We start from the raw sequence: 25,008 nt of genomic DNA on the forward strand, positions 1-25,008 counted from the left end.
CCCTCCTAAAGACTGACGTCGAACGTGATCTGGAAAACATTGCGGGTGAAGCTTTCGTTGTCGGCATCGGAGTCGTTGTCGCGGTGGCGGTAGGCGACTTCGACGTCCAGCCAGCGGCGCATTGCGTAATTCACGCCGAGTTTGTAGTCCTGCAAATCGTCGCTGCGGTCCTGGCCTTCGTAGACGTAATGACCCATGCCGGCTTCAGCAATCGTGGTGATGCGCTCGGTCCAGCCGTGGCGCCAACCGATCTGGGTGAAGGTGGCTTTCACCGCGTCGGAGCCGTCATCGCCTTCGGCCATGGCCTGGCGCGCGAGAAAGGTGAAGGTCGAGTAGGTGCGCGGTTTCCACGCCAGATCCACTTGCCAGGTGGGGTTGCTCAGGTCGTCGGAACCGCTCTGGTCGAAATTCTTTCGCTCGTAACCGACGCGCAGCTTGCCGGTGGTTTTCGCTGTCATGTCCCACTCGGCCCCAGCCAGCACCGCGTCGGAGCGACTGCTGCGCGGGCTGTTCGATTGCAGGTAATCGAAGCGGGTGTGGTCGTATTCGAGCAGGCCACGGGTCTTGCTGCCGAGGCGGTGATACCAAGTGCTGGTCAGGTTGCTGGTGTCGCGTTCCTTGTCATCGTTGATGCCGTCGGAGTTGTCGTAGCGCAGCCTTGCGTAACTGGCGCCGAGGTCGATCTGGTTCAGCGCACTGCGCGCGCCGAAGGTGTAGACGCCGCCGACGCGCTGGCTCTCGATCTTGTCGTTGATGCCGTCGACGGCGGTCGAAGTGGTGCGCTCGTATTTGCGCGCCTCGGCTTCGAGTTTCAGCCGATGCCGATCGGTGAATTCCATGATGCTGTCGGCGCGCAGACGCTGGGCGGTGTTCGAAGCGTCCGAGGCGCTGTGATAGATGTAGCGGGTCGGCTCCCAGATCACCCGCGTGGCACTGTTGCGGTCCTCGGCTTTGAGCTCGAAGGCCGGCGCCAGGCGGGTGACCATGGTCGATTCGACATCGTGTTCGACTTCACGAAAGTTGTCGTCGTAGCTTTCCGACAAGGCAAAGGTCGGGGTGAAATCGAAGCCGTACACATTGATCGCTTGCGGCTCAACGCTCCAGGCAGCTTCGGGGGCACAGCAGGCGACGACTAAAACCAGGGAACAGCGAGGCTTCAGAGCCATGGATCACGCTCCTGATTAAGGGGGTCGGGGTCAGGGCGAAGCGGATCCGGACTATTGTCGCTGGCGTTCGAGGTAACTCAGCGGGACGCTGACGTGCTGTTGGCGGTTGAGGAAATTGAGCAGGATCATCACCCGTTCATCACCCTGCATGGAGAGGAACACGCCTTCGAGCGGGGACAGTGGACCTTGGACGATTTGCAGAGGTTCGCCGGGCTTGAGTGTCGGTTCCGCAGGAAAGCCGATCGACTCCTGACTGCGCTCACGCAATTGCGCGATCACGTCTTCATCGACCCGGGCGGGGACATGGTTGAATTCGACGATGCGGCTGACACCACGGGTCGAGCGAATCGGTGCCCAGTTGTCGTCGCGGCTCAGTTGAATGAACACGTAGCCGGGAAACAGCGATTCCAGTGTTCGTTGGCGTTTGCCACGAACACTTCGCTCGCTCATCAGCTGCGGCCGGAAGGTTGAATAGTTCTGTTGCTGCAGATTGAGTTGTGCCCGTTCATCCTGGCGGGGCTTGCACTGCAATAAATACCAGTTAGAGCCGTTGCGGCAAACCGTTAGCATGCTGGAGTACTCCATACATAGCGATCGTGTAAGCAGGGCGGCCGACAACGTGGGACGAGCCGTCATGCTTGCTAGTAGGTAGTAGGCTGATCAAGGCAAAGTGCCGAGCCAGATGCATCAATGTTTATTGGCAGAAGAAGTGTTTCAAAAATGAATCAACTTGGTTGGTTATTGTTATATCCGTGGCCGTCTTGGCTATAACGAATCGGCGCGCTTTCATTCAGGCAAAGCTACCGCACGGTTCGCAGTTGCGACCTTCAGGATCCAATTACATAAGTAGCCGGAGAGCAGAAAAGTGCGCGGCGGCGCGAGCTCTTCGGGCAGTGCTAAGTTATCGGCCAGTCTTTGCAAGCTGTCAATTAATAACAGTCAAAAAGACTGCCTTTCATCCGCTGATAATGGCCGTGTTTCGTAAGTCATTGTTTGTGAACGGTGAAATTTATTCGTCGGATTTTTTAAACTTTTCGAAGTTATTGAAGTCGCGGGTGTTAGATGGCGTCCGTGATAGCAAATTAGTTTCAATCTTACATCTTTCGATTCATCGGCAGTTCGACTTTTAAATACCTCGCGTCGGATGCTGCTGGCCAGGGTAACTAGGGTCGTCTATCAATAGTTGCCGTTGTTGGCCGGTAAATGTTCGGTGCTGTGTATCTCCTTAAAGTCCAACCGGTGAGCCGAGGTGATCATGAGTGTTCTGGTGACAGGTGCCGCAGGTTTTATCGGTTATCACACGGTCATGCGTTTGTGTCGCGAGGGGCTCGAGGTTGTGGGTATCGACAATCTCAATCCTTATTACGATGTCAAACTCAAACAGGCGCGTTTGCACAGATTGCAGACGCTGGCCAATTTCACTTTCCATCGACTGGACATTGTTGATCAGGCGGCGTTGAACGCGCTGTTACAGCACGGACACTTCAAACAGGTCATTCACTTGGCCGCCCAGGCCGGTGTGCGCTACTCGCTGGACAATCCTGATGCATATGCGCAATCGAATCTGGTCGGGTTTCTCAACGTTCTGCAGGCATGCCGTCGTCATCCGCCGGAGCACTTTATCTACGCCTCGAGCAGCTCGGTGTATGGCGCCAATACCAAGATGCCGTTTGCAGAAGACGACCCGGTCGACCAACCGGTTTCGTTGTACGCCGCGACCAAGCGTGCCAACGAATTGCTCGCGCACAGTTACTGCCATCTCTACGGCTTGCAAGCCACCGGCCTGCGTTTTTTTACCGTCTACGGTCCCTGGGGTCGACCGGACATGGCGCTGTTCAAGTTCACCGAAGCGATGCTGCAGGGGCGCGCCATCGACCTTTACAACCAAGGCGAAATGGCGCGGGATTTCACCTACATCGATGACATCGTCGAAGGGATTTTGCGACTGCTCGACAAACCGCCCGCACTCAGCGCCGAGCGTGGTACTAACCGGCTGTTCAATATCGGTCGCGGCAGTCCAGTAGCGCTATTGAGCTTCGTCGAATGCCTGGAGCAGGCATTGGGCATGAAGGCCCAGCGCCGTTATCTGCCAATGCAGGAGGGCGATGTATTGAAGACCTGGGCCGACGTGTCGGCGCTGGCGCGCTGCATCGACTTCAGCCCGCACGTGCCGATCGAGCAGGGCGTGCAAGCATTCGTGCAGTGGTATCGCGAGTTCTATCAGGTCTGATTCAGTGCAGGGTGACGGCCCTGCGACTTTCCCCGATGCGGATCCGGTCGAGGGCGCGATTCAGCGCATCCAGTGCATCGAGCAACGCTTTGGCCTCGGCTTCACGCCCGTCACCCCACAGACGCTCGGCCATTTTGTTCAAGGCCAGAATGGCGCGTTCGATGTCGGCTGCACTGGCGCTGTTCTCAGGGGCTGGTGGTTTTTTCGGCATTCAGGGTTCCTCGGCGGTCGGCAAATCACCATACCGCCAAGGCGCCGAGCAATACAGCCAGAAGTGTCCCCGATCAGCAGCGGACGCAGTTTGGTCAGCGATTAGCCTCAGTCAATCCCGCCTCGATAAACCGCACCGAGCTCTCCAGCGCCTGCTGCCCCTCGGCCAGCATGCCCGCGTAGAAATGCCAGGCGTGAAACATGCCGGGCCACACTTCAAGATTGACCCGGACGCGGTTGTCCGCCAGGTGATTGGCCAGACGCATCGCGTCACTGAGCATCAGTTCGTTTTCGCCGATCTGCACCAGAATCGGTGGCAGTCCGGTGACGTCGGCGAACACCGGCGACGCCAGCGGATGGTTGGCCAAGGTGTCGCCGAGAAAGGCTCGCGCGAGGATGTCCAGCACGGGCTTGGAGTTCAGCGGATCAAGGCCTTCACGATTGCTCATGGAGGCGCCGGTGTGTTCGAGGTTGGCCCATGGCGAAATTGACGAGCCCACCGCAGGCAATGGCAAACCTTTGGATTTTGCCGCGACCATCACGCTGACCACCATCGCGCCACCCGCCGACTCGCCTGCGAAGGCAATCTTGCTGGCGACGATGCTCTGCTCAAGCAACCACTCATAGGCGCGCAAAGTGTCATTGATAGGGGTGGGGAACTGATGCTCGGGTGCGAGGCGGTAATCCGGCATGTACACCCGCGCGCCAAGCATTTTTGCGTAGTTGCCGCCGATGCCGTGGTAGCCGTCAGGTCGACCGACGATGTAGGCGCCACCGTGGATGTACATCAGCACCGCGTCGGTCTTGAGCTCATCCGGAGTCACCAGCGTAGCGGGCACGCCGCCCATGTCGACTGTTTCAAACCTCACGCCAGCCGGCGGCTGATTCTGCCCGAGCATTTTTGCGTAGGCATCGCGGATGTCGCTCATCTTTGTGGTGGTATCGGTGCCCTTGAGCACGGGTACCAGATCGCTGAGGCTGTTGGCCCAGGTTTGCACGGCTGCTTTTACTTCAGTGTTCATATGACCTCAATCAGGCGTTGGTGATGGATTAACTAATCGAGATGTTATGCTCATGATTGGGGAATAGGGTTCCCCATAACCGGTGCCAAGCCGCTTGAATGCCAAATCCGGAGGCCACATGGAACTGCATAACCTGAACGACATCGCCGCCTTCGTCGCCTCGGTGGATGCCGGAAGTTTTACGGCGGCGGCCAGGCAACTCGGGCTGACTCGCTCGGCCGTCGGTAAATCGATCGTGCGGCTCGAATCGCGTCTGCAGGTCCGTCTGCTCAACCGCACCACCCGCAGCCTGAGCCTGACCGACGATGGTCGGGTGCTGTATGAGCGATGCGTGGGCATCCTGCAGGATCTGGACGAGGTCGAAGAAGCTTTGGCGTTCCGCCGTTCGACGCCCAGCGGCCGCTTGCGCATGAGCCTGCCGGTAGCACTGGGCCGGCTGCACGTTGTGCAGCACATCGAGCGCTGCCTGAGAGACTGGCCGTCGCTCGCCATCGACGCGACGTTTTCCGATCGGCTGGTCGACCTGATCGACGAGGGTTTCGATCTGGCGATTCGCATCGGTCCGCCCAAGGAAGACTCCGGGCTACTCACGCGCACGGTGGCTTACCAGCAAATGATCACCTGTGCCTCGCCCAATTACCTGAATGAACATCCGGCACCGCAGAGACCTGATGATCTCGCCGGGCATGCGTGCCTGCACTTCGTCAGCGGTGGCCGATTGCTGCCGTGGAATTTTCGCGTCAATGGTCAGCCTGTGTCGGTCATTCATGCCGGGCGGCTGCAGATGGACAGCGCTGAGGCCTTGCATCAGGCGACTGCCGCCGGCCTCGGTATCGCGACGTTGCCATCCTATGTAGTCAACGATGACTTGCGCAGTGGCAAGCTCGTGCAGTTGCTCGCAGAGTACGCCGAGGCTGCCGAGCCGATCCGGGTGATTTATCCGAGCAAGCGACACCTGTCGCCGAAGATTCGGCTGTTCATCGACCGGCTGGTGGAAGCGTGGTCGCCGGCGCCTTGGGACTGATCAATCGGCGATAGAAGCTGTGCCGAAAATTCACAGCAGGTGTGCTTTTTCAGCTATATCCAGCCAATCTTGGCGAGCCGTACTCTTGCAAACAGTGGCGCAAAAACTTGCGTGTCATCGCCACTGTAATCCGACGATGTCTGTGCTCGGCACGGATCATTTGAAGGAACAATAAAAACAATATCTGCGGGAGATGAATCCAATGAGACTCGCTCAAGAGGAAGCCGTGGCCGTGGCGGCTACCGCGAAAAGCTGGCTGAAAGCTGCCGGCATCCTGCTTTGCCTGTCCACTCCGGTTGCCGCGCTCGCGGACATCAGGATCGGTGCGCTTTATCCCCTGAGTGGATCCCTGGCGTTGCTGGGCGACGAGAGCTTCCGTGGCCTCGAACTGGCCGTCGCCGAACGAAATGCCTCGGGCGGTTTGAAGGGCGAGCCGATCAAGTTGCTCAAGGCCGACGCAGTCGATGCGGGACAAGCGGTCGGTGCCGCGCGCCGGCTCACCTCTGTTGAAAACGTCACTGCTGTATTTGGCAGCTATTCCTCGGCGCTGTCATTTGCGGCTACGCAGGTGACGGAGATGGCGGGGGTGCCCTTTTTCGAATTGGGTGCGGTGTCCGACCACATCACTGAGCGTGATCTGAGCTACGTGATGCGCAGCAACCCGACCGCCAGGAATTTTGCCGAGGGCACCATCACCGCCATCACGGACATTGTCAGCCCATCGCTCAAGGTCGATCCGAAACAATTGAAGGTCGCGATCATCCACGAGGATGCGCTGTACGGTACGACCATCGCCGGGTTTCAGAAAAAAATCGCTCAGGAGCAAGGTCTGAACGTGGTCGAGGTACTACCGTATTCGGCCAAAGCGGTCGATCTCTCATCGCTGATCCTGCGTTTGAAAGGCGCCCAGGCGGATGTGGTATTGCAGACCAGTTATCAGAACGACACGACGCTGTTTTTCCGCCAGATCCGCGAAGCCGGTTTCAGGCCCAAAGCCGTTATCGGCGCCGGCGGCGGCTATTCCATGCAGGACACGGTCAAGGTCGTCGGCGCAGCCAATATGGAAGGCGTGCTCGATGTCGATTTCCCACAGTTCCAGACCAATGAAAACGGCGCTCCCGGTATCGGGGCGTTCGCCAAGGCATACAAGGATCGCTACGGCAGCGAACCGCGCTCGGGCCACAGCCTGATCAACTATGTCGGGGCGAAGATATTCCTCGATGCCATGGAAAACAGTACTTCGCTGGACGCCGATGCGATCCGTGCCTCGGTGGCAACCATCGATATTCCTCTCGGCGGCACGGCTGCCGGCATCGGTGCCAGGTTTGGCAAGAACGGCCAGAACCAGCGCGCCAATACGGCAATCATGCAGTGGCAGAACGGACTGCTGAAAACCGTTTACCCCCAGGCAGCCGCCGTTGCCCAAGCGCGTTTTTCCGACCAACCCTGATACCTGAACCCCGCAATCTGCTGAAGCTTGATCATTGAGCTTCACGGGTTCGTTCGCTCGCAAAGAGGGCGCCAACCGTGGAAATTTTCATCCAGCTCCTGTTAAACGGCTTATTGCTCGGTGGCACGCTGGCCATCATCAGCATCGGCCTGACTCTGATTTTCGGCATCGTGCGTGTGGTCAACTTCGCCCATGGCGAGTTTCTGATGATCGGCCTGTATGCCGTGTACTTGCTGAATTCGCACTTCGGCATCCACCCGTATATGGCGATCATTCCTGCGACGATCCTGTTGTTTGCCGCTGGTGCGGCAATGCAGCGTTTCATCATCCAGCCGTTGCTTGGCGCCGAGGGACATATCCAGATTTTCGCCACCGTCGGCGTCTCGATTGCCCTGATGAACGGCGCGTTGCTGATCTTCGGTGCCGACGTCATGACGGTGAAGAACATCAGCGTCGGTACCACGACCGTCAGCTTCGGCGCCTTTCGCGTCAGCAGCGGTCAGTTGATCACGTTTGTCGCGTCGCTCGCACTGGTCGCGGGGCTGCACTGGTTTTTGCAGAACACATTTCTCGGCCGGGCTGTCCGCGCTACTGCACAGCATCGCCACGCGGCGCAACTGATGGGCGTCAACGTCAAAAACATCTATGTGTTTGCCTTCGGCCTGGGTTGCGCCTGCCTGGGCGTCGCCTCGGGACTGATCGCCCCGCAATATCCGGTCTTTCCAACCGTTGGCACTTTCTTCGTGCTGACGGCGTTTGTGATTGTGGTGCTGGGCGGCCTGGGTAGCCTGTCCGGCGCACTGATCGGCTCAATGCTGATCGGCATCGTCGACAGTCTCGCCGGTTACTACATCGCGCCGGACCTCAAGGAGGTCGTCTACTTCACGATTTTCCTTGGCATCCTGGTGTTTCGTCCGACAGGTCTTTTCGGCGCCGGTCGCGGGTCTGAGTGAGGAAGATGTTCATGAATATTTTGCACCCGCGTGTCTATGTCAGTGCACTGGCCCTGGCGCTGTTACTGATCATTCCATTGAGCGTTGGCTCGCCGTTCGTTTATCACCTGTTCATCCTCATATGCAGTTATGCGGCACTGGCCAGTGCCTGGAACATCGTCGGCGGGTTTGCCGGCCAGCTGTCGTTGGGGCATGCCGTGTTCTATGGGGTGGGCGCTTACACGACGACGCTGCTGATGATGAAACTGGGCATCAGTCCATGGATCGGCATGTTCGCTGGCGCAATCCTGTCGTCGATCGTCGCGGTGCTGATCAGTTGGCCGTGCTTCAGATTGCGCGGGCCGTTTTTTGCCTTGGCGACCATTGCGGTGCTGGAGGTCGTGCGTCTGGTGGCGATCAATCAGCATGACGTGACCGGTGGTGCGGCAGGGCTGGGCGTACCGCTGAAGCTCGGTTTCGAGTGGATGTTGTTCCGCCCGCGCTGGCCATACCTGCTGATTGCCTTCGCGTTTCTGCTCATCACATTGGCAGTGTCGTGGAAGATCAAGAATTCCCGACTGGGTTATTACCTGATCGCCGTGCGTGAGCGTGAAGACGCCGCCCATGCGGTGGGCGTGAACTCGGTCAAGGTCAAGCTGATCGCCGTGGTGTTGTCCGCATTTATCACCAGCCTGGTCGGCAGCTTTCATGCGATGTACCTGACCTTCATCGAACCCGGCTCGATGTTTTCTCTCGAGATGTCGATTCAGATCGCCATGTTCGCGTTGATTGGTGGACTGGGCACGGTATCGGGACCGCTGATCGGCACTTTGCTGGTGCTGCCGCTGGCTGAACTGGCACGCGGCTGGCTTGGCGATCTGGGCAGCGGGGTGCACGGTCTGGTCTATGGCATCGTGCTGGTCGTGGTGGTGCTGACTATTCCGCAAGGCGTGGTGGGGCGTTTTGGGGCTCGGATATTTGCCTGGATCGACTCATTGCCCGGCGGCCGTCGTTCGATGGCAAATACAAAAGCACCGATCGGGCCGACCTTGGCGCAAGCCCACTCGGCCACGCACGGTGAGCCGGTTCTGGTCGCAGAAAACCTGCACAAGTTCTTTGGCGGACTGCACGCCACCAACGATGTTTCGCTGAGCTTGGCCGAGGGCGAAATCGTGGGTGTGATCGGCCCGAACGGCGCCGGCAAAACTACGGTGTTCAACCAGCTCTCCGGGTTTCTTCTGCCATCCAAAGGCCAGGTGAAAGTGCGCCTGCTCAATGGCGACTGGGTCACCCCGAACAGCCCGGCCGAGTTCGCCCGGGCAGGCATTGGCCGGACCTTTCAGATCGTCCAGCCATTCGCTGATTTGAGTGTCTGCGAGAACATCATGCTCGGTGCATTCATGCACACCGCTGACGCGAAGGAGGCGAGGGCGATCGCCGAGCAAGTCGCCGAGCTGACCGAACTCACCGCGCTGCTCGACACCCGGGCGCGCAACTTGACGGTCGGCGGCATGAAGCGCCTGGAAATGGCCCGCGCTCTGGCGACCCGCCCGCGCATCCTGCTGCTCGACGAGGTCATGGCCGGCCTCAACCCGACGGATGTTGCCAAGGCCATCGCAGTCATTCGCCGGGTGCGTGATTCGGGCGTCAGCGTGTTGATGATCGAGCACTTGATGCAAGCCACCATGAGCCTTTCTGACCGCATCGTCGTGATCAGTTCCGGCACGCTGCTGATGCAGGGCGCGCCTCACGATGTGATCAACGATCCTCAGGTTATCGAAGCCTACCTCGGTAAGGAGTACAGCCATGCTTAAACTCGACAACGTCCACAGCGGCTATGGCGGTACGGAGATCCTTCGTGGCGTGTCGTTCGAGGTCAATGCCGGTGAGGTGGTGACTATCGTCGGCGCCAACGGCGCCGGCAAAACCACGACCCTGCGCAGCTTGTGCGGCATCGTCACACCGTCCCAAGGCACGATCGAATTCGAAGGCCAGCGCATCGATGGCAATCGCCCCGATCAGATTGTCGACGCGGGCCTGACGCTGATACCGGAGGGGCGCCAGTTGTTTCCCTTCATCAGCGTGCGCGACAACCTCTTGATGGGCGCCTACAAACGCAGCGCACGAGCGGGCTACAGGCAGCGTCTGGACAATATTCTCGATCTGTTTCCGAGGGTGCGCGAACGCCTTGATCAGAACGCCGGGACACTGTCGGGCGGCGAACAACAAATGGTCGCCATCGCCCGGGGGCTGATGGCCGAGCCGAAATTGTTGATGTTTGATGAACCCTCGCTGGGCCTGTCGCCGCTGCTGGTGTCGCAGGTCTTCGAGATCATCAACAGGATTCTCCAGTTGGGCACCACCGTGTTGATCGTCGAGCAGAACATCGTTCATACGCTGCGCATTGCTCATCGCGGTTACGTGCTGGAGAACGGCGAAGTGGTGCTCAGCGGCACCGGCCAGGAACTGCTGGAAAACCCGCACGTCAAGCGTGCTTATCTGGGGCTCTGACCCAGTCCATTCATCTGCAAGTGAGAACAGCTCATGACTCATTCCAGACACGCCGGGCGCACCGTATTGGTCACCGGCGCCGGGGGCGGCATCGGTGCGGCGATCGCGCGGTTGTATTGCGAAGAAGGTGCAGCCGTGGCGCTGCTCGATGCTGATGCCGACAAGGTGCAACAGCAGGGCGTGGCGTTGCGTGATGCGGGTTTTGCGGTCGCGTGGGCGCAGGCTGATGTCGCGAGTTTTCAAGACTGCGCTGCTGCATGCGAGCGCGTGCAAGGTGAGCTCGGCCCCATCGATACCCTGATCAACAACGCCGGCGTTTCGCCCAAACACCACGGCGCACCCGCGCCGATCTGGACCATGGCGCCGGAGGAGTGGCTGCGGGTGGTCGATATCAACCTCAATGGCTCCTTCAACCTGGTGCGAGTGCTCGCGCCCGGCATGGTCGAGCGCCGGTTCGGGCGCATCGTCAATATGTCTTCGGTGGCGGGCAGCGCGTTCTTGCCGATTGTCGCAGCGCACTACAGTGCGACCAAAGCCGCAATCATCGGCTTTACCCGCCACCTGGCCGGCGAACTCGGGCCGTTCGGTGTCACCGCCAATGCGCTGGCACCTGGACGAATCGAAACGCCATTGCTCAAGACCGTATCGGCCCAGGCCAATCAAACCGTGGTCGACGAGACACCGCTGCGCAGGCTGGGCACACCGCTTGAGGTGGCGAGAGCGGCGTGTTTTCTCACGTCAAGCGAAAGCGACTTCATTACCGGCCAGGTGGTTGATGTCGCGGGCGGCTGGTTGATGCGCTGATGACTTCTTGCGAGGACGTTTGTCATGGTTAAAACGATGGGATTTCCCGGGCGCTACGAGCAGGGTCCGAATGCATTGCAACAATTGGGCAGAGTGCTGAACGACATGGGCCGATCACGGCCGCTGGTGCTTTGCGATGAGTTTGTCGCCCGGCATCTATGGCCGCAGGTTGGCGCCACGTTGCAGGACCAGGGATTGGAGCCATTGCACATCGAGTTTCCCGGCGAGTGCACGCGCGCTGCGATTGCGCAGTTATCCGAGCAGGCATTGCTGCACGCCCCCGACACGATCATTGCGCTGGGCGGTGGCAAGACCATCGATACGGCGAAGGGGCTGGCGGCCAATCTCGACGTACCGATCATTGTCTGCCCCACGATCGCTTCAAGTGACGCGCCAACGAGTCGGCTGATCGTGCTTTACGACGAAGAGCACAAAGTGGTGGGCGTGGAGTTCCTGAAGATGAATCCCGCTGCTGTGATTGTCGATACAGAGGTCATCGTTCAGGCGCCGGCACGGTTCTTCGCGGCCGGGATCGGCGATGCCATCAGCAAGAAATTCGAAGCCCGACAGTGCTACGCCGCCGGCGGCCACAACTCTTTCGGTACACCGCCGCTGCACACGGCATTGATGCTCACCAACCTGGTTTTCGACACGCTGATGCAGTACGGCGTCCCGGCTTATCAGGCGGTGTGTCGTCATGAACTCACCGATGATGTCGAGCGGGTAATCGAAGGCACCGTGCTGATTAGCGGTGTCGGTTTCGAGAGCGGTGGTTTGTCACTGTCCCATGCCCTGGTTCGGGGGCTGACCGCGATACCGGCGATGGCGTCGATGCTGCATGGCGAACTGGTGGCGTTCGGCACGCTGGTGCAGATGGCGGTGGAGGCGCGACCGGCCGAAGAGATTGAACAGGTCGCGCGTCTGCTGCACGCGGTGAAGCTGCCCGTGACGTTCGCTGAACTGGGTCAGCGCACGCCGTTGACGACGGCGCAGATCAATATTCTCGTGGACGCAACCTTATCGGCGGTTTACGCCAGAAACATGCAACCGCCCTTGAACTACCAGCGCCTGGTGGAAGGATTGGCGGCGGCTGACAGCCTTGGTTCACGGCTGGTCAGAGTCTGCGCGAACCCGCCCCGACACTGTGATCCTGCGTCACAACAGGTGTGACCAAGTAGCTGTTTTCTCCCGTACAGCGACGCCATAACCTTTCCCTCAAGCGAAATCCTGGCGCAATCAAGTGCTGTGAATTCGTCAAAAAAACCGAGAGGCCTGACTATGAATACTCCTGTTAAACCTGATGAACTCGCCATTGCGTATCAGTTGCCGCAAGTTCCATTCATGACGCCCGACATGGTGCATCCGGGCGTCATGACGCAGTGGCTCGAAGACGATGCGCTGTGGGTGCCGGTAACAAAATCTGTCTCCTTCAAGCCATTGCTGCTCAACACCAGCGGCGGCTATTACATCAACCTGTTGCGGGTGCGTCAGGCCGGCGTGCTGTCGCGTCACCGCCATACCGGCGGCGTGCATGCGATCGTGCTCAAGGGTCGCTGGTACTACCTGGAGCATGACTGGGTCGCGGAGGAGGGGTCTTTTGCCTATGAGCCGCCCGGTGAAACGCATACCCTGTTCGTCCCCGAGGATGTGAGTGAAATGATCACCTGGTTCCACGTGCAGGGTGGCTACACTTACGTCGATCCGCAGGGCGTTGCCGTGGGTTACGAAGATGTGTTCACCAAGCTTGAAGCCGCCCGAGCGCATTACAAGACGCTGGGTTTGCCGGACGACTACATCGAACAGTTCATTCGCTGACCCGGCCCCCAGGAAAAAGCGCGCTTCGGCGCGCTTTTTCATAAGCGTTGAGACAACATGCCTTCAAGCTTTTCGCCAGGACCGGCCATGGACAATTATTCGCAGCTGCTCGCTTTTATATGGTCTACCGAATGTGGAAGTTTTTCTGCTGCCGCGCGCGCCCATCACCTGACGCCATCAGCGGTCAGCAAACTGATCACCCGCCTGGAAGATCGCTTGCAGGTCCGGCTGTTCCAGCGCGGCTCACGCGTGCTGACGCTGACCGAGGAGGGCGCCGCTTACCTGCGCAGCGCCAAAGCCGTCGTTGAAGCCATGAACGAGGCGGACTCGCTGGCCGAGGCGTTGCCCTCCAGGGTCAGTGGCACCCTGCGCATCCACACCATGACCTCTTTCGCCAAACACCAGATCGTGCCGTGGCTACCGGAATTTCTGGATTTGTATCCCTCACTGGACGTTGAGATCCAACTCGGCGCGCAATTCGTCGATCACTTCGAGCAAGGGCTCGATATCGCCATCCACAGCGGCGTATTGCCCAGCTCATCACGCATTGCCAGACGCATCGGCGAATGTGAATGGCTGATCTGTGCCTCGCCGCAGTACCTGGCTGAACACGGCACACCAACCACACCCGCAGATTTGCTGAATCATCGTTGCTTCAATTTCAGCTTCGTCAGCCCGTGGAACAAATGGTCATTTTTGCAGGATGGAGACGGCGTCTCGGTACCGGTGACCGCCAGCGCGTCGTTTACTCAAGGCGATCTGTTGCGCGACATGGCGCTGTCAGGCGCTGGCGTGGTGAAGCTTGCGGACTTTCATATCGGGCTTGATGTAAAAGCGGGAACGCTAGTGCCGTTGCTTGAGGATTTCAAAACGGGTGTGGTCGAGCCGATCTACCTGCTTTATTCGGATCGCAAGCATTTGAGTCCACGGATACGAGTATTCATCGAGTTTTTTCAGAACAAGTGGCGTGAGCATCCGTGGAAGGTCTCCTGACGTTCAGCTCTGGGGGCAGCGTATTGATCAACGCGATGCTCAAACTGCGCATTAAAAAGCCCTGAATCATCAGGGCTGAGTTTTGGTTGAGGGGGCGTAGAGTGACAAGCTCGCGGTCGGTCTACTTCGCGCTCGAAGAGCAGGCCAACCGGTATTGCTCATAGTTCAAGCCTTCGACCTTTTCCGGCAGCTTGTACGGCACGGGGCAGCTTTTGCCCTGCCACTTGATGGTGATGACACCGTGATCTTTGGTCACCAGCGCCAGGGCCTTGCCCGTCGGATCTGACAATGCCAGTTGTTTGCCGTCGCTATCCAACAGCACCGCGCCGAATGGAATCGGCTGGCCGTTGGCATCGTACAGTTCAAACTGGACGCGTCTGCCTTTGCTGCCTTCGAAGCGTGCAAGAACTATCGAACCTCGTCTTGGCACCAGTTGCTGGGTGGCATTGTCCAGCTCGATCTCACCGCCCAGGTTACGCGTGTCCAGCGTTACCCAGTTCACGCGGTACGGTTGCGCGTTAGGCAGAACCGCATAGCCGTTCAGGCCGGTTTTCACACCCGAATAGCTGCTGACTTCGACGCCCGACATGCCGGGCACTTCCACCAGACCGAACGTTTCACCGACGGTCTGGCCCATATTGATGCCGCCTGCATGGGCCACCAGCGATCCGGCGGCACTCAGGTTCTGTGATTCATAACCGTTGCCTCGGTTGTAACCCAGGCTCAGGTCGCCCATCGATGTGCGGGTACTCAGGCTCAGCGAGCCAGATCGATCGCCTTGGACACTGCGCCCGGTCTGCACGGAATAGTAGGTGTCGCTGTCCTCGGTCAGATAACCGTTGATCCCGGCTTGGGTGCTGGTACCGGTGTTCTGATGGTTACTGGAAATGTAGGCGCGCGGTGCGCGGGGTGTCGATCCGAGCGGGAACGAAATTGAAACGCTTAATTGCGTGTCGTTGCTGGTTTCACCGCGTGCGCCGAATTCCTGGGTTTTGCTCAGACTGATGTTGTAGTTCAGGTCGCGCCAATTGTTGTTGTAGCCGGCGGAAAAGCTCCGCGAGCCACCGCGATCCCAATAGCGCTGGTCACTGGCGTTCAGGTACAGCGAGCCGAACTGGCGTGCTTCGCCCAAAGTCTGGTTGACCGTGAGGTCGGTGCGGGTTTTGGAATTACCCAGGCGCCGGGTGGCCCCGGAGCTGGTGTCCTGGACATGGTCGGTCAGCGTGCGATAACCCTCGGTCGAATAACGATAAGCGGCGAGGGTGAAGCTGGTATCGGTGCCGGTGAAGGTCTTTGCATAGAGCGCGCGTATGCTGCTGCCCTGGGTGGTTTTGCCGAATGCCTTGCTGGACGATTGCGTCACGTCCAGGGACATTGCGCCAATCGAGGTGTTCTTCGCCGCACCGACTGAAATCGCCTTGAAACCATTGCTGGCCTGAAGGCCGGCAATGCCTGTCAGGTTGCTGGTCAAGCCGTAGGCGAACGTGCCGCTGAGGAAGGCGGGCTTGTCATAGCCCTCGCTGTTGTTATTGAATTTGCCGCTCGACAGGCTGTACTTCAACTGTCCCTCACGCACCATCGTCGGCAGGGCGGAGAATGCCTGTCGGGTGACCTTGCGCCGTCCATCCGCTTCAACAATGGTGATCTCCAGATCGCCGTTGGAGCCCGATGGATAGATGTCACTGATCTCGAACGGACCCGGCGGCACGTTGGTGGTGTAGAGAATGTAGTTATCCTGGCGGACCTCGATCGTGGCGTTGGTTTCAGCAACGCCACGTATGATCGGCGCATAGCCGCGCTCGCTGTCTGCGCGCATGCCCTCATCAGAGGCCACCTTGACGCCTTGATAGCGCACGCTGTCGAACAGATCCGAGTCGGAAAAGATTTCACCCGCGCTCAGTTGCCCCTTGATCGCCGTGAGGTCGCGCTGGATGAACGTGCGGTTGCTGACAAAACGATTGGGCCGGCCGGTGGAGCTGCTCAGATTGGACTCGTTGCGCAGACGCCAGGCGCCAAAGTTGATGCCGTTGCGCAGCCCCAGGTTATTGGAGATTTGCGTGGTGTAATCGGTTTTGCTGCGGGTGCTGCTCAGCTGGTAGTTGATGAAACCGGCGGCCACACCTTGGTCCCAAAGCTCTGGATCTACATAGCCGCGCATGCCACGCGCCATGGCGACCTGCGGCACGCTGATATTGAGGCGCAGGCGGTTGGCATCGAAGCTGAGACTGGCTTGCTCGATCATTGCAGGCAGGTCGTAGTGATCGGCAGGGTGTTGCTCGTCAACCAGACCCTGCTCACGAAGTTTGCGCATGTCCACACCCAGCTGCTGCAACAGTTCCAGAGTGATGCGTGGCTCGACTTTGCCGTTGACCGGGTTGGCCGCGAAATCAACGTCGCGTCGACCGACCAGCGTGCCGTTGCTGAAAACGTCAACGCGGTATTGGCCCGGCAGTACGCTGTTGGCATTCAACAAGGGTTGTAGATCGACCGCTGATGAACCTTCAAGAAACAACGTATTGAAAGCTTCACTCGCCACTGCGGCCGGGGCTTCGGCGCCCACGGCGAATCCGCAAATGGCCATGTTGATAGCAAAGCACAATGGATGCAGGCAGCCCAACGCCGCTTTGTTTTTCTGGCGCGCAACATGATGCTTAACACAACTTTCAGATGTGTGGTGTTGGGAGGAAAACATGCAATTTGCCTTATCAGTCCGTGTTGCTTCAACCGGAGTCCGGAACTTGTGAATAGCTTGTAAGTTGGCAGGGTGGGGTGGGGGATTTACTGGGCGGAGGCATCTTTCACGCGCTCGGCATGGCTTTCGGCAACGCTTAGTGGTGCATCGAATCGTTGTTGTGCGCCGTAATCGTTAATTGCTGAAAAACTCAAATGCGAAGTACCAGCTGGCAGATCTTTCAGATTGAATGAGCGAACTTCCCCTGGAACGATCATTGTCGAATCAATTACCAATTCCGCTTTTTTTCCTGCAACGACTTTCAGATCGGCCAGCGACACGTGGTAGTTGCTTTGGTTTTTTACTTTCAGCACCGACTTGCCAGCCTGAGTGACCAATTGCCATGCAAGTTGCTCCGGTGCCTTTGCGGCATCACCGGTGAGTCCGTCCGGGCGGAAGAAGACCTTGATACGCTGACGTACCGCCAATTGCAGCGTGTTGACATCGGCAGCACTGGCCTGGGGGATTTCCTGCACGTTCAGCCATACCACCGACTCCTTGTCCGCAGGCATGCCGCGGCCTTCATAAAGAATCCTCAGTAATTGCTGTTGATTGGGCTCAAGTTTGGCCAGTGGTGGAGTAACTGCGAAAGGCGGTGCGCTGCCAGCGGTGTCGCCGGCATCCAGCCACGATTGCGCCAGAATGGTTTGTCCGCCGTTGCGCACGGTGACATTCGCCTCTTTGTGCGCGCCATCGAAGATAATCCGGGTGGAGCTCAAGGAGATGCTGGCGAATGCCGAGTGCGTCATCAACACCCCGGCAAGCCCCAGGCAAAGCGGAAAGTAGCGACTTAACATAGATTTCACCGATTAATCTGTTCGGGAAGGACGAGGCACAGCGGCCCCGTCCAGGTATTGCGGGCTGCTTATTCGTATTCGAGAACGAACGGCAGAGTGGCGTTACCGGTACCGGCAGTAGCGGTGGTCTTGTCGCCGGTGGTGACGTAAGCGGCTGCGAACGACAGGGTGCCATCACCACCTGTGGTTGCGTCGCCAGTCAGGTTGGTCTGCACTTTGGCAGTGGCTTCGGAGCTCAGGTCGATCAACTGGCCATTGCTGTCCAGCAGTGCGATACCAACGCCCTTGGCCGCGTCTGCACCCTGCAGCTTGAGAACTTTCTTGCCATCAACCAGGCCCGAACCGCCGTTTACGGTTGGTTTGAACAGCATCGAAACCTTGGTGCCAGCGTTGCAGTTCACTTTCAGGTTGAAATCGTTGGCGGCCACACGACCGGCGCCCGGAGCAGAGTCGGTGCCCATGTCTTTGATCGACACGCTGCCCATGTCCACGGCAATCATCTTGTCGTTACCCGAAGCGCCGTCTACCGAGCAGGCGTCGTTGTTGATAACGCCGGTGAAGCTGATTTGACCGCTGCCGCCCTTGACAGCTTTAGCGGCTTCTTCTTCAGCCACTGCGCCAGTGGAGGCAGCCAGTACGGAAAGAGTGAGTACTGCGAAAGCGAACTTTTTCATGTTTATATCCGAAGTTATTGTGAAGTGCTGCATTGAAATGCCAGGCCATATTAGGTGTGCGGTGGTGGCGGGTCTTTGGGATTTGTCTTAAAGCGATAAAGGTGCAAGCCGGTCAGTAATATGGCAGTGGCGTATTCATATTTGCGGTAATGGTGCAGCGAACCAAATGAGACAATTCTCAAAGTCGTGCGGTCTTTGTCTGGCTAGTATTCGCGGATGCAGAAATTCTCAGTCAACGCAAAGTTTGTGAGCGGGCGTCCTGCTTGAAAGATTATTCAAACTTTCGCTATTAACGACTGATAGAAAGAGGTTCCAGGTTTGTGAACACGCTTCGTATATTGGTCTTGGAAGATCACGCCTTTCAGCGCACGGCGGCAGTCAGTGCGCTTAATAGTCTGGGGTACAAAAATATCTTTCAGGCGGCTGACGGCAAGGATGCGCTGGCTGTGATATCCCAGGCTGGAGGCGTGGACGTTGCATTGTGTGACTTGAGCATGGCCGGGATGGATGGTTTGACGTTCTTGCGCCTAGCGAGAGAGGCCGGTTTGATTCGTGCAGTGATCATCTGCAGTTCACTGCCTGAAGACTTGTTGCGCACGGTTGACCGGATTGTCACGTTGCAGGGGCTGGAATTGCTTGGCAGTGTCGGCAAGCCTCTGATGATCGATGTGCTGGGGCCATTGTTGGCGCGTTATCGGCCGCACACTCCGGGCGATACCAAAGTGGTGGAAAGTCATCTCGATCAGCCTTCGGAGAACGAAGTGCTCGAAGCGATACGCCGTCAGGAATTTCGCGCCTATTTCCAGCCCAAGTTTCATCTGCGCAGTGGTGAGGTGGATGGCGCCGAGGTGCTGGTGCGATGGCAGAGCCCCAGTCGCGGCTTGCTCTCGCCAGGCATGTTCTTGCCGACGATCGAGCGCTGCGGGCTGCTCGATGAGATGTTTTTCAGCCTGCTCACGCAAGGCTTGAGTCTGCAGCGCTTCGTCCAGTCTCACGGCAAGCCGTTCAAGCTGGCGTTCAATCTCGACGTGACGCAGATGGCCAATCCGAATCTTGTCGACCGGATCAAGGCGCTGTTGCGCATCCATGGCGCCTCGCCAGCTGGGCTCATTTTCGAGCTCACGGAAACCGGCCTGCTGCAGATGCCCGAGATCAGCATGGAAAACATGGTGCGTCTGCGCATGCTCGGCTTCAGTCTGGCAATCGATGATTTCGGTGTCGGCTATTCTTCACTTGAGCGGCTGTGCCAGATGCCGTTCAACGAAATCAAACTCGACGCCGGCTTCGTGCAGAATTTCCATCAGGCGCGCTACAGCGCGGTCATCCACGGGGCGTTGGCCTTGGCGCGGGAATTGGACATGCGCGTGGTGGCAGAGGGTATTGAAACCGCAGATCAGGTTCAGCATCTGGCGCGGCTTGGTTGTCAGTGGGGGCAGGGCTTCTTCTATGCTCGCCCGATGAATTGGGCGCATTTGGTCGACTGGCGTTTCGAAGGCCAGAAGTCGTCCTGGCGCCGCGCAATAGGCACATCCGATCGTTGATGCAAGCGGCATTCTGACTTTTGGGACAAAGCCCTATTTCGTCACGCCTTCAAAACACTCATCATGTGCCGAGAAATCAATCAGATGCACCTGAATGCTTCGGTGATGCCCGGGATTTGCTGCGGTTGCCAAGTGCTGATGGTCCTCCAACACTCTTCATCATGGAGCTGTTCATGCATTGGTCAGTCGTGAATCCGTTACGCGTTGCCATCCTTGATGATCACTCGCTCATACGTCTGGCGATGAAGTCGCGGCTGACGCGCGAAGCCGAGTTCAGTGTCGTAGGTGTGTATGGCAGCAGCGCGCAGTTGCTCACCGGATTGCGCGAAATCGACATCGACCTGCTGATACTCGATTACAAACTGCACGATGGGGAGCTGGACGGGCTCAATCTGATCCGCCTGCTGCGCAAGCAATATCCGGGCATGCGCATCCTTGTCTCATCTTCCGAAGAGCGCCCGGCGGTAGTGAATATGGCGATCGGGGCGGGCGTCAGCGGATTCTTCGGCAAGTCGCAGTCGGTCGATGACCTGATCACCGCCATCCGCAGTGCTGCGTCCGGCCAGTTGTATCTTTCGCCGGAAATGGCCTTCGAACTCGATGTGCTGCCTGCGTCGGTCGACGAACCTGCTGGTGCCAATGACGATGGCGCGGCGCACGGCGACGACTTCCTCAGTAATCCTCTTCTGTCACCGAAAGAAAAAGAAGTATTGCGCTGCTGCCTCGAGGGGATGGGAGTGACGCAGATCGCTCTGAAGTTCTCGCGCAGTCGCAAAACCATCAGCGGGCAAAAACAGGCCGCTTTCAAAAAGCTTGGCATTCGTGGTGATGCGGAGCTGTTCAAGTTGCAGCACAGCCTGACGGCGGACAACCAGGGATAACTCGCTTATGTTTCATCTGTTGCGCGGTGTTTTGCTAGTCAGTGTGCTTGTCATGTTCGGTAGCGGGTCGTTGTGGGCAGCAGAGCCGCGCACTCTGCAGGTGTTCGGTCGGTCTGACTGCAAGGAGCTAAAGGTCGATCTGGCCAATGAAGACTGGAGTTGGCTGCGGCAGAAGCGCAGTCTGGTGCTGGGCTCGGCGCTTCCGGATTTCCCGCCTTATGTCATGACCGCCAGCGGTACGCGGTACGAGGGAATAGCCGCCGACATCGCCTGCATTATCGGTCAGGCCTTGCATGTCGAAGTTACCGTCAAGGCTTATCCCGACCGTCGCGACGCCATGGCGGCGCTCGAGCGTGGCGACATCGACATGCTGGGCAGTTCCAACAGTTTCGAGTTGATCGACGGCCTCGTCACGCTCAGTAAGCCTTATGTCGAAGACGTGCCGGCAATGTTCATGCGCGGTGATGATCGGCGCCCGATGCCGGCCAATCTGGCCGGTTTGCGTATTGCGGTTGCCGACGATTACCTGCCTTCCAGTCAATTACACGCGTTATACCCCAACGCCGAATTCGTGCTTTTTCCATCGAACGAGTTGGCACTGGCTGCGCTGGCTTTTGGCAAGGTCGACCTGTTTCTCGGCGATACGGTGTCGAGCAATTACCTGATCAACCTCAACTACTTCAACTATGTGCGGCTGCACTCTTTCGTCAAAACCCAAACCAGCGGTTTCAGCTTTGCCTTGCGCCGGGGCAACGACCAATTGCTGCGTCTGATCGATTCGACCCTCGAGTCGCTGGGTGATGCGAAGATTGCCGAAATTACCAAGCGCTGGTCGGGCGGCGGCGGGGCGCTGACGCCCAAACGCATTGACCTGACACCCGGCGAAGCACGTTGGCTTGAGCTGCATCCGGTCGCGCGGTTCGTGATCAATGACGATCAGGCACCGTTTGCATTCTTTGATGGTGACGGCAACTTTGGCGGGATCGGCGCTGATCTGCTCGAGCTCATCCAGCGGCGTACCGGCTTGCAAATCAATGTCGAGCGCACCGACAGTTTTTCCAGTCTGAGCACGCGTCTGCTGGATGGCAGCGCGGATATTTCTCTGCTGACACCAACGGTCTCGCGGGAAGTCGGCATGCGTTTCACTCATCCGTTCCTTGCCAGCCCCTTTGTGATCGTCACCACCAAGGACGCAGGCGCGCCTTCAAGCCTGCAGGAGCTGCGCGGCAAGCGCGTCGCAGTGCCCGAAAGTTCGGCTGAGCGTGAGCTGCTCAAGGACTACCCCGACATCGAGATCGTTGATAACGAAACAGTTCTGGGCGCCTTGGCTGACGTGAAGGACGGTCGAGCGGACGCGATGATTACCACGTTGCACAGTGCGCGCTACTACATCGCCCACATCTACAGCGACAGCTTGCGTATCTCCAACATCGTCGGCATGAACAAAGGCTTCCTCGCTTTCGCCGCGCGGCGTGCCGATACCGAACTGGTCAGCATTCTGAACAAGGCGCTGCTGAGCATTCCGCCGGATGAGCTGGACGTAATCCTCAACAGGTGGCGTCCCATTGCAGCGTTTTCGGGGTTGTCGTGGCGCGATTACAAGGCGCTGATCTACCAGATCAGCGCTGGCGCGTTCCTGATTATCCTGGGATCGCTGGCGTGGAATTTCTACATCCGTCGGCAGATTCGCGAACGCAGTCGTGCAGAGCGCTTGCTCGGCGATCAGCTGAAGTTCATGGGGGCGCTGATCAACGGCACGCCGCATCCCATTTACGTACGTGACCGGGAAGGTCGGCTGGTGACCTGCAATAATAATTATCTGCAAACATTTGGCCTGTCAGAAAAGGACGTGATCGGCAAGACCGTGCTCGAAAGCGGCAAGCGCAATCGTCAGGAGGCGTTGCAATTTCACGACGACTACCTGCGCGTCATCGAGCAGGACGAACCTTACGAGGTGGATCGCACGCTGCATGTGGGTGATACGCGGCTGATCATTTACCACTGGATCCAGCCGTATCACGACACGGCGGGTGAAGTCAGAGGCGTGATCTGCGGCTGGATCGATATCAGCGAACGCCGTGAACTGATCGAGGAGTTGCGTTCGGCGAAAGAGCTGGCTGACGAGTCGAGCCGCGCCAAAACCACGTTCCTGGCGACCATGAGCCACGAAATCCGTACGCCGATGAGCGCCGTGATCGGCATGCTCGAACTTACCCTCAAGCGTGCCGAGCAAGGTCACTTCGATCGGCCGGCGATTGAAGTGGCATACGACTCGGCAAAAGGTCTGCTGGAACTGATCGGCGATATCCTCGATGTGGTACGCATCGAATCGGGCCATGTCAGCCTTTCGCCGAAACGTGCCAACCTGCGCGAATTGGTCGAATCCGTGGCGCGGGTGTTCGACGGCTTGGCCAGGCAGAAGAGTCTGGTGCTGAAGCTCGACATCGACGCCACTGTCGGCTGTGACGTATTGGTTGATCCGATGCGCTTCCAGCAGGTGCTCTCGAACCTGGTGGGCAACGCGATCAAGTTTACCGACACCGGTCATGTCAGCGTCTCGATTCGCGGCCAACGTCTCGCTGACGAACGCTTACAGGTCGACCTCAAGGTCGAGGACACCGGCATCGGCATTTCCAGCGCCGATCTGCAGAATCTGTTCCAGCCGTTTTCCCAAGCCAACCATGGTCCCTCCAGCAGAGGCGGCACCGGTCTGGGACTGGCGATCTCCCGTTCATTGTGCGAATTGATGGGCGGGCGGCTGAACATTACCAGTACGCTTGGCAAAGGCACCTGCCTGGAAGTGTCGCTGTTCTTCAATATTCTCAGCCCGCTTGGCGGCAAAGTGCTGCCTGTTTCGGTTGTTCAGGACAAACCGGTACCGACACTCAGGATTCTCGTAGTCGATGACCAGAGCGCCAACCGCCTGCTGTTGACGCAGCAGCTGAGTTTCCTTGGCCAGGCGGTGCGTGATGCCGCCGACGGTGCCCAGGCATTGGCGCTGTGGCGCTCGGAGCCGTTCGACATTGTGATCACGGACTGCAACATGCCGGTCATGAACGGCTATGAGCTGGCCCGCACCATTCGCCAGGACGAACGCGAAAGTGGTGGATCGCCGTGCATCGTACTGGGCTTCACGGCCAACGCGCAGCCGGAAGAAAAAGTGAAATGCCGGGAGGCCGGGATGGATGATTGTCTGTTCAAACCGATCAGTCTCGGCACCTTGTCGATCATGCTTGCAGGCTGGGAAAAAAATGTTGAAACCCAGCCATTTGAAAGCCCGCCTGCGGCGACTATCAAGGAGCTGGGTTCGATTCGCGAGCGTCTTGACGAGCTCACCGGAGGCGATCTCGACATGATGAAAGAACTTCTGCGCGAGGCGCTGTCGAGTTGCGAAAAGGATCTGGAGGAGTTGCATTCGCTAATACCCGAAAGCGATCCCGGGCTGTTGGCTGACCTGGCGCACCGCATCAAGGGGGCGGCGCGCATTGTTGCCGAGCATCAGGTCATTGAGGCGTGTAACGAGCTTGAAGCCGAGTGCGAGGCGCCTGTTATCGATCCGCTGGACCTCAATCGCAGTGCATTGAAGCTGGAGCATGCACAGGCTGATCTGATCAAGAAAATCAAACGGATCGAGCTGTAAACGTATCGGCTCATGACCATCCGACTGGCCTTGCATTAAAGCTGACGTTAAAGATCATTTTGCAGCGGGCGATACCTTGGTAATAACCATGGAGTTTCGCGATGATCATTCGACGTCCTTTATTGATTGCCTGCCTTTGCCTGCTCGGTTTTGACACCGTCAGCGCAGCCCAGTCTGCGCCGGTCAGCGGAGTGATTCGCTTCAGCGGTCGAATTGTCGAGGCAAGTTGCATTGCCAGTGGCGCCAGCCATTCTTCTGTCGAGTTGCTTGATTGCCCCCAGGCAAGCACCGGGCAGATTTTTACCGTGAACAACGTCAGTGCGGCAGGGCGAGGTGAGTCGCGCCAGCAGGTGTTTGTGAAGGTGATTGCCGATACTCATGAGCAGGACGATTATTACGACCAGCGCTTGCTGCTCACGGACAACAAGGGTCACCAGATAACGAGCGGTAATTACGTAGTGACGATGACGCTGCCTTGATGGCTTGGAAAGAATGAGTCTGCGCCCCTTGTTTCAAGGTTACTGACAAAAAGGGGCGTTAATAATGAGAATTGTCTGGTTCGCACAGAACCGTCCCGCGCTTCTGGC

21 protein-coding genes are annotated in these 25,008 nt (G+C 58.2%); 14 read left to right on the plus strand and 7 right to left on the minus strand.

The genetic code is table 11. The annotated features are described in order from the left end of the window. Positions 1 to 5: 5 nt before the first annotated feature. On the minus strand, positions 6 to 1,166 hold the full coding sequence (locus AB4N41_RS20930; protein ID WP_252878100.1) for an outer membrane beta-barrel protein: 1,161 nt from the start codon (positions 1,164 to 1,166) through the stop codon (positions 6 to 8). Positions 1,167 to 1,217: 51 nt separating this feature from the next. After that, complete coding sequence (rfaH, locus tag AB4N41_RS20935; RefSeq protein WP_353956568.1) at positions 1,218 to 1,802, minus strand: transcription/translation regulatory transformer protein RfaH; 585 nt, start codon at positions 1,800 to 1,802, stop codon at positions 1,218 to 1,220. 619 nt (positions 1,803 to 2,421) lie between these two features. Between rfaH and AB4N41_RS20940 the strand changes: the two genes are divergently transcribed. Further along, the gene (locus tag AB4N41_RS20940; RefSeq protein ID WP_095179861.1) at positions 2,422 to 3,396 is read left to right on the plus strand and encodes an NAD-dependent epimerase; all 975 of its coding nucleotides are present in this window, start codon (positions 2,422 to 2,424) and stop codon (positions 3,394 to 3,396) included. A gap of 1 nt (position 3,397) precedes the next feature. Here the strand turns inward: AB4N41_RS20940 and AB4N41_RS20945 are convergent, their stop codons facing one another. Both AB4N41_RS20945 and AB4N41_RS20950 read right to left on the minus strand, forming a co-directional pair. Next, complete coding sequence (locus AB4N41_RS20945; RefSeq protein WP_150635422.1) at positions 3,398 to 3,607, minus strand: hypothetical protein; 210 nt, start codon at positions 3,605 to 3,607, stop codon at positions 3,398 to 3,400. A gap of 94 nt (positions 3,608 to 3,701) precedes the next feature. Then, positions 3,702 to 4,628 (minus strand): alpha/beta hydrolase, encoded by a 927-nt coding sequence (locus AB4N41_RS20950; protein WP_236168956.1) that lies wholly within the window; start codon positions 4,626 to 4,628, stop codon positions 3,702 to 3,704. Positions 4,629 to 4,746: 118 nt separating this feature from the next. On the opposite strand from AB4N41_RS20950, the gene AB4N41_RS20955 reads away from it, so the two are divergent. From AB4N41_RS20955 to AB4N41_RS20995, 9 genes are all read left to right on the plus strand, one after another. Beyond that, positions 4,747 to 5,652 carry a LysR family transcriptional regulator gene (locus tag AB4N41_RS20955; RefSeq protein WP_236168955.1) on the plus strand — a complete coding sequence of 302 codons (906 nt, stop codon included), beginning with the start codon at positions 4,747 to 4,749 and terminating at the stop codon, positions 5,650 to 5,652. A 202-nt stretch (positions 5,653 to 5,854) separates the two neighbouring features. Next, a complete protein-coding gene (locus AB4N41_RS20960) occupies positions 5,855 to 7,102 on the plus strand; it encodes an ABC transporter substrate-binding protein (protein ID WP_016774568.1) in 1,248 nt (415 codons plus the stop codon). A 77-nt stretch (positions 7,103 to 7,179) separates the two neighbouring features. Next, on the plus strand, positions 7,180 to 8,055 hold the full coding sequence (locus AB4N41_RS20965; protein WP_252878102.1) for a branched-chain amino acid ABC transporter permease: 876 nt from the start codon (positions 7,180 to 7,182) through the stop codon (positions 8,053 to 8,055). An 11-nt stretch (positions 8,056 to 8,066) separates the two neighbouring features. Continuing rightward, on the plus strand, positions 8,067 to 9,848 hold the full coding sequence (locus AB4N41_RS20970; protein WP_252878103.1) for a branched-chain amino acid ABC transporter ATP-binding protein/permease: 1,782 nt from the start codon (positions 8,067 to 8,069) through the stop codon (positions 9,846 to 9,848). Beyond that, the gene (locus AB4N41_RS20975; RefSeq protein WP_073474647.1) at positions 9,841 to 10,545 is read left to right on the plus strand and encodes an ABC transporter ATP-binding protein; all 705 of its coding nucleotides are present in this window, start codon (positions 9,841 to 9,843) and stop codon (positions 10,543 to 10,545) included. The genes AB4N41_RS20970 and AB4N41_RS20975 overlap by 8 nt, the downstream gene beginning before the upstream one ends. A 33-nt stretch (positions 10,546 to 10,578) precedes the next feature. Continuing rightward, on the plus strand, positions 10,579 to 11,349 hold the full coding sequence (locus AB4N41_RS20980; RefSeq protein WP_252878104.1) for an SDR family oxidoreductase: 771 nt from the start codon (positions 10,579 to 10,581) through the stop codon (positions 11,347 to 11,349). Between the two features lie 24 nt (positions 11,350 to 11,373). Beyond that, entirely contained in the window at positions 11,374 to 12,519 is a 1,146-nt protein-coding gene (locus tag AB4N41_RS20985; protein WP_095179870.1) for a glycerol dehydrogenase, read from the plus strand. Positions 12,520 to 12,627: 108 nt separating this feature from the next. Further along, positions 12,628 to 13,164 carry a 2,4'-dihydroxyacetophenone dioxygenase family protein gene (locus tag AB4N41_RS20990; protein WP_024012829.1) on the plus strand — a complete coding sequence of 179 codons (537 nt, stop codon included), beginning with the start codon at positions 12,628 to 12,630 and terminating at the stop codon, positions 13,162 to 13,164. 87 nt (positions 13,165 to 13,251) lie between these two features. Then, positions 13,252 to 14,157: a LysR family transcriptional regulator gene (locus AB4N41_RS20995; protein WP_016774575.1), complete on the plus strand. Its 906-nt coding sequence runs from the start codon at positions 13,252 to 13,254 to the stop codon at positions 14,155 to 14,157. A gap of 121 nt (positions 14,158 to 14,278) precedes the next feature. On the opposite strand, the gene AB4N41_RS21000 is transcribed toward AB4N41_RS20995, so the two are convergent. From AB4N41_RS21000 to AB4N41_RS21010, 3 genes are all read right to left on the minus strand, one after another. Beyond that, positions 14,279 to 16,738 (minus strand): fimbria/pilus outer membrane usher protein, encoded by a 2,460-nt coding sequence (locus AB4N41_RS21000; RefSeq protein WP_252878105.1) that lies wholly within the window; start codon positions 16,736 to 16,738, stop codon positions 14,279 to 14,281. A 197-nt stretch (positions 16,739 to 16,935) separates the two neighbouring features. Beyond that, entirely contained in the window at positions 16,936 to 17,685 is a 750-nt protein-coding gene (locus tag AB4N41_RS21005; protein ID WP_041478776.1) for a fimbrial biogenesis chaperone, read from the minus strand. A 68-nt stretch (positions 17,686 to 17,753) separates the two neighbouring features. Then, a complete protein-coding gene (locus AB4N41_RS21010; RefSeq protein WP_056785673.1) occupies positions 17,754 to 18,359 on the minus strand; it encodes a fimbrial protein in 606 nt (201 codons plus the stop codon). 320 nt (positions 18,360 to 18,679) lie between these two features. Between AB4N41_RS21010 and AB4N41_RS21015 the strand changes: the two genes are divergently transcribed. From AB4N41_RS21015 to AB4N41_RS21030, 4 genes are all read left to right on the plus strand, one after another. Beyond that, positions 18,680 to 19,900 (plus strand): EAL domain-containing response regulator, encoded by a 1,221-nt coding sequence (locus AB4N41_RS21015; protein ID WP_056785675.1) that lies wholly within the window; start codon positions 18,680 to 18,682, stop codon positions 19,898 to 19,900. A gap of 173 nt (positions 19,901 to 20,073) precedes the next feature. Further along, positions 20,074 to 20,781 (plus strand): response regulator transcription factor, encoded by a 708-nt coding sequence (locus tag AB4N41_RS21020; protein WP_041478777.1) that lies wholly within the window; start codon positions 20,074 to 20,076, stop codon positions 20,779 to 20,781. 7 nt (positions 20,782 to 20,788) lie between these two features. Beyond that, positions 20,789 to 24,421: a transporter substrate-binding domain-containing protein gene (locus AB4N41_RS21025; protein ID WP_252878106.1), complete on the plus strand. Its 3,633-nt coding sequence runs from the start codon at positions 20,789 to 20,791 to the stop codon at positions 24,419 to 24,421. Positions 24,422 to 24,522: 101 nt separating this feature from the next. Next, positions 24,523 to 24,900 carry a type 1 fimbrial protein gene (locus AB4N41_RS21030; protein ID WP_016774580.1) on the plus strand — a complete coding sequence of 126 codons (378 nt, stop codon included), beginning with the start codon at positions 24,523 to 24,525 and terminating at the stop codon, positions 24,898 to 24,900. Positions 24,901 to 25,008: the final 108 nt, after the last annotated feature.

The sequence above is a fragment of the Pseudomonas sp. S2_A10 genome (genome assembly GCF_054668465.1).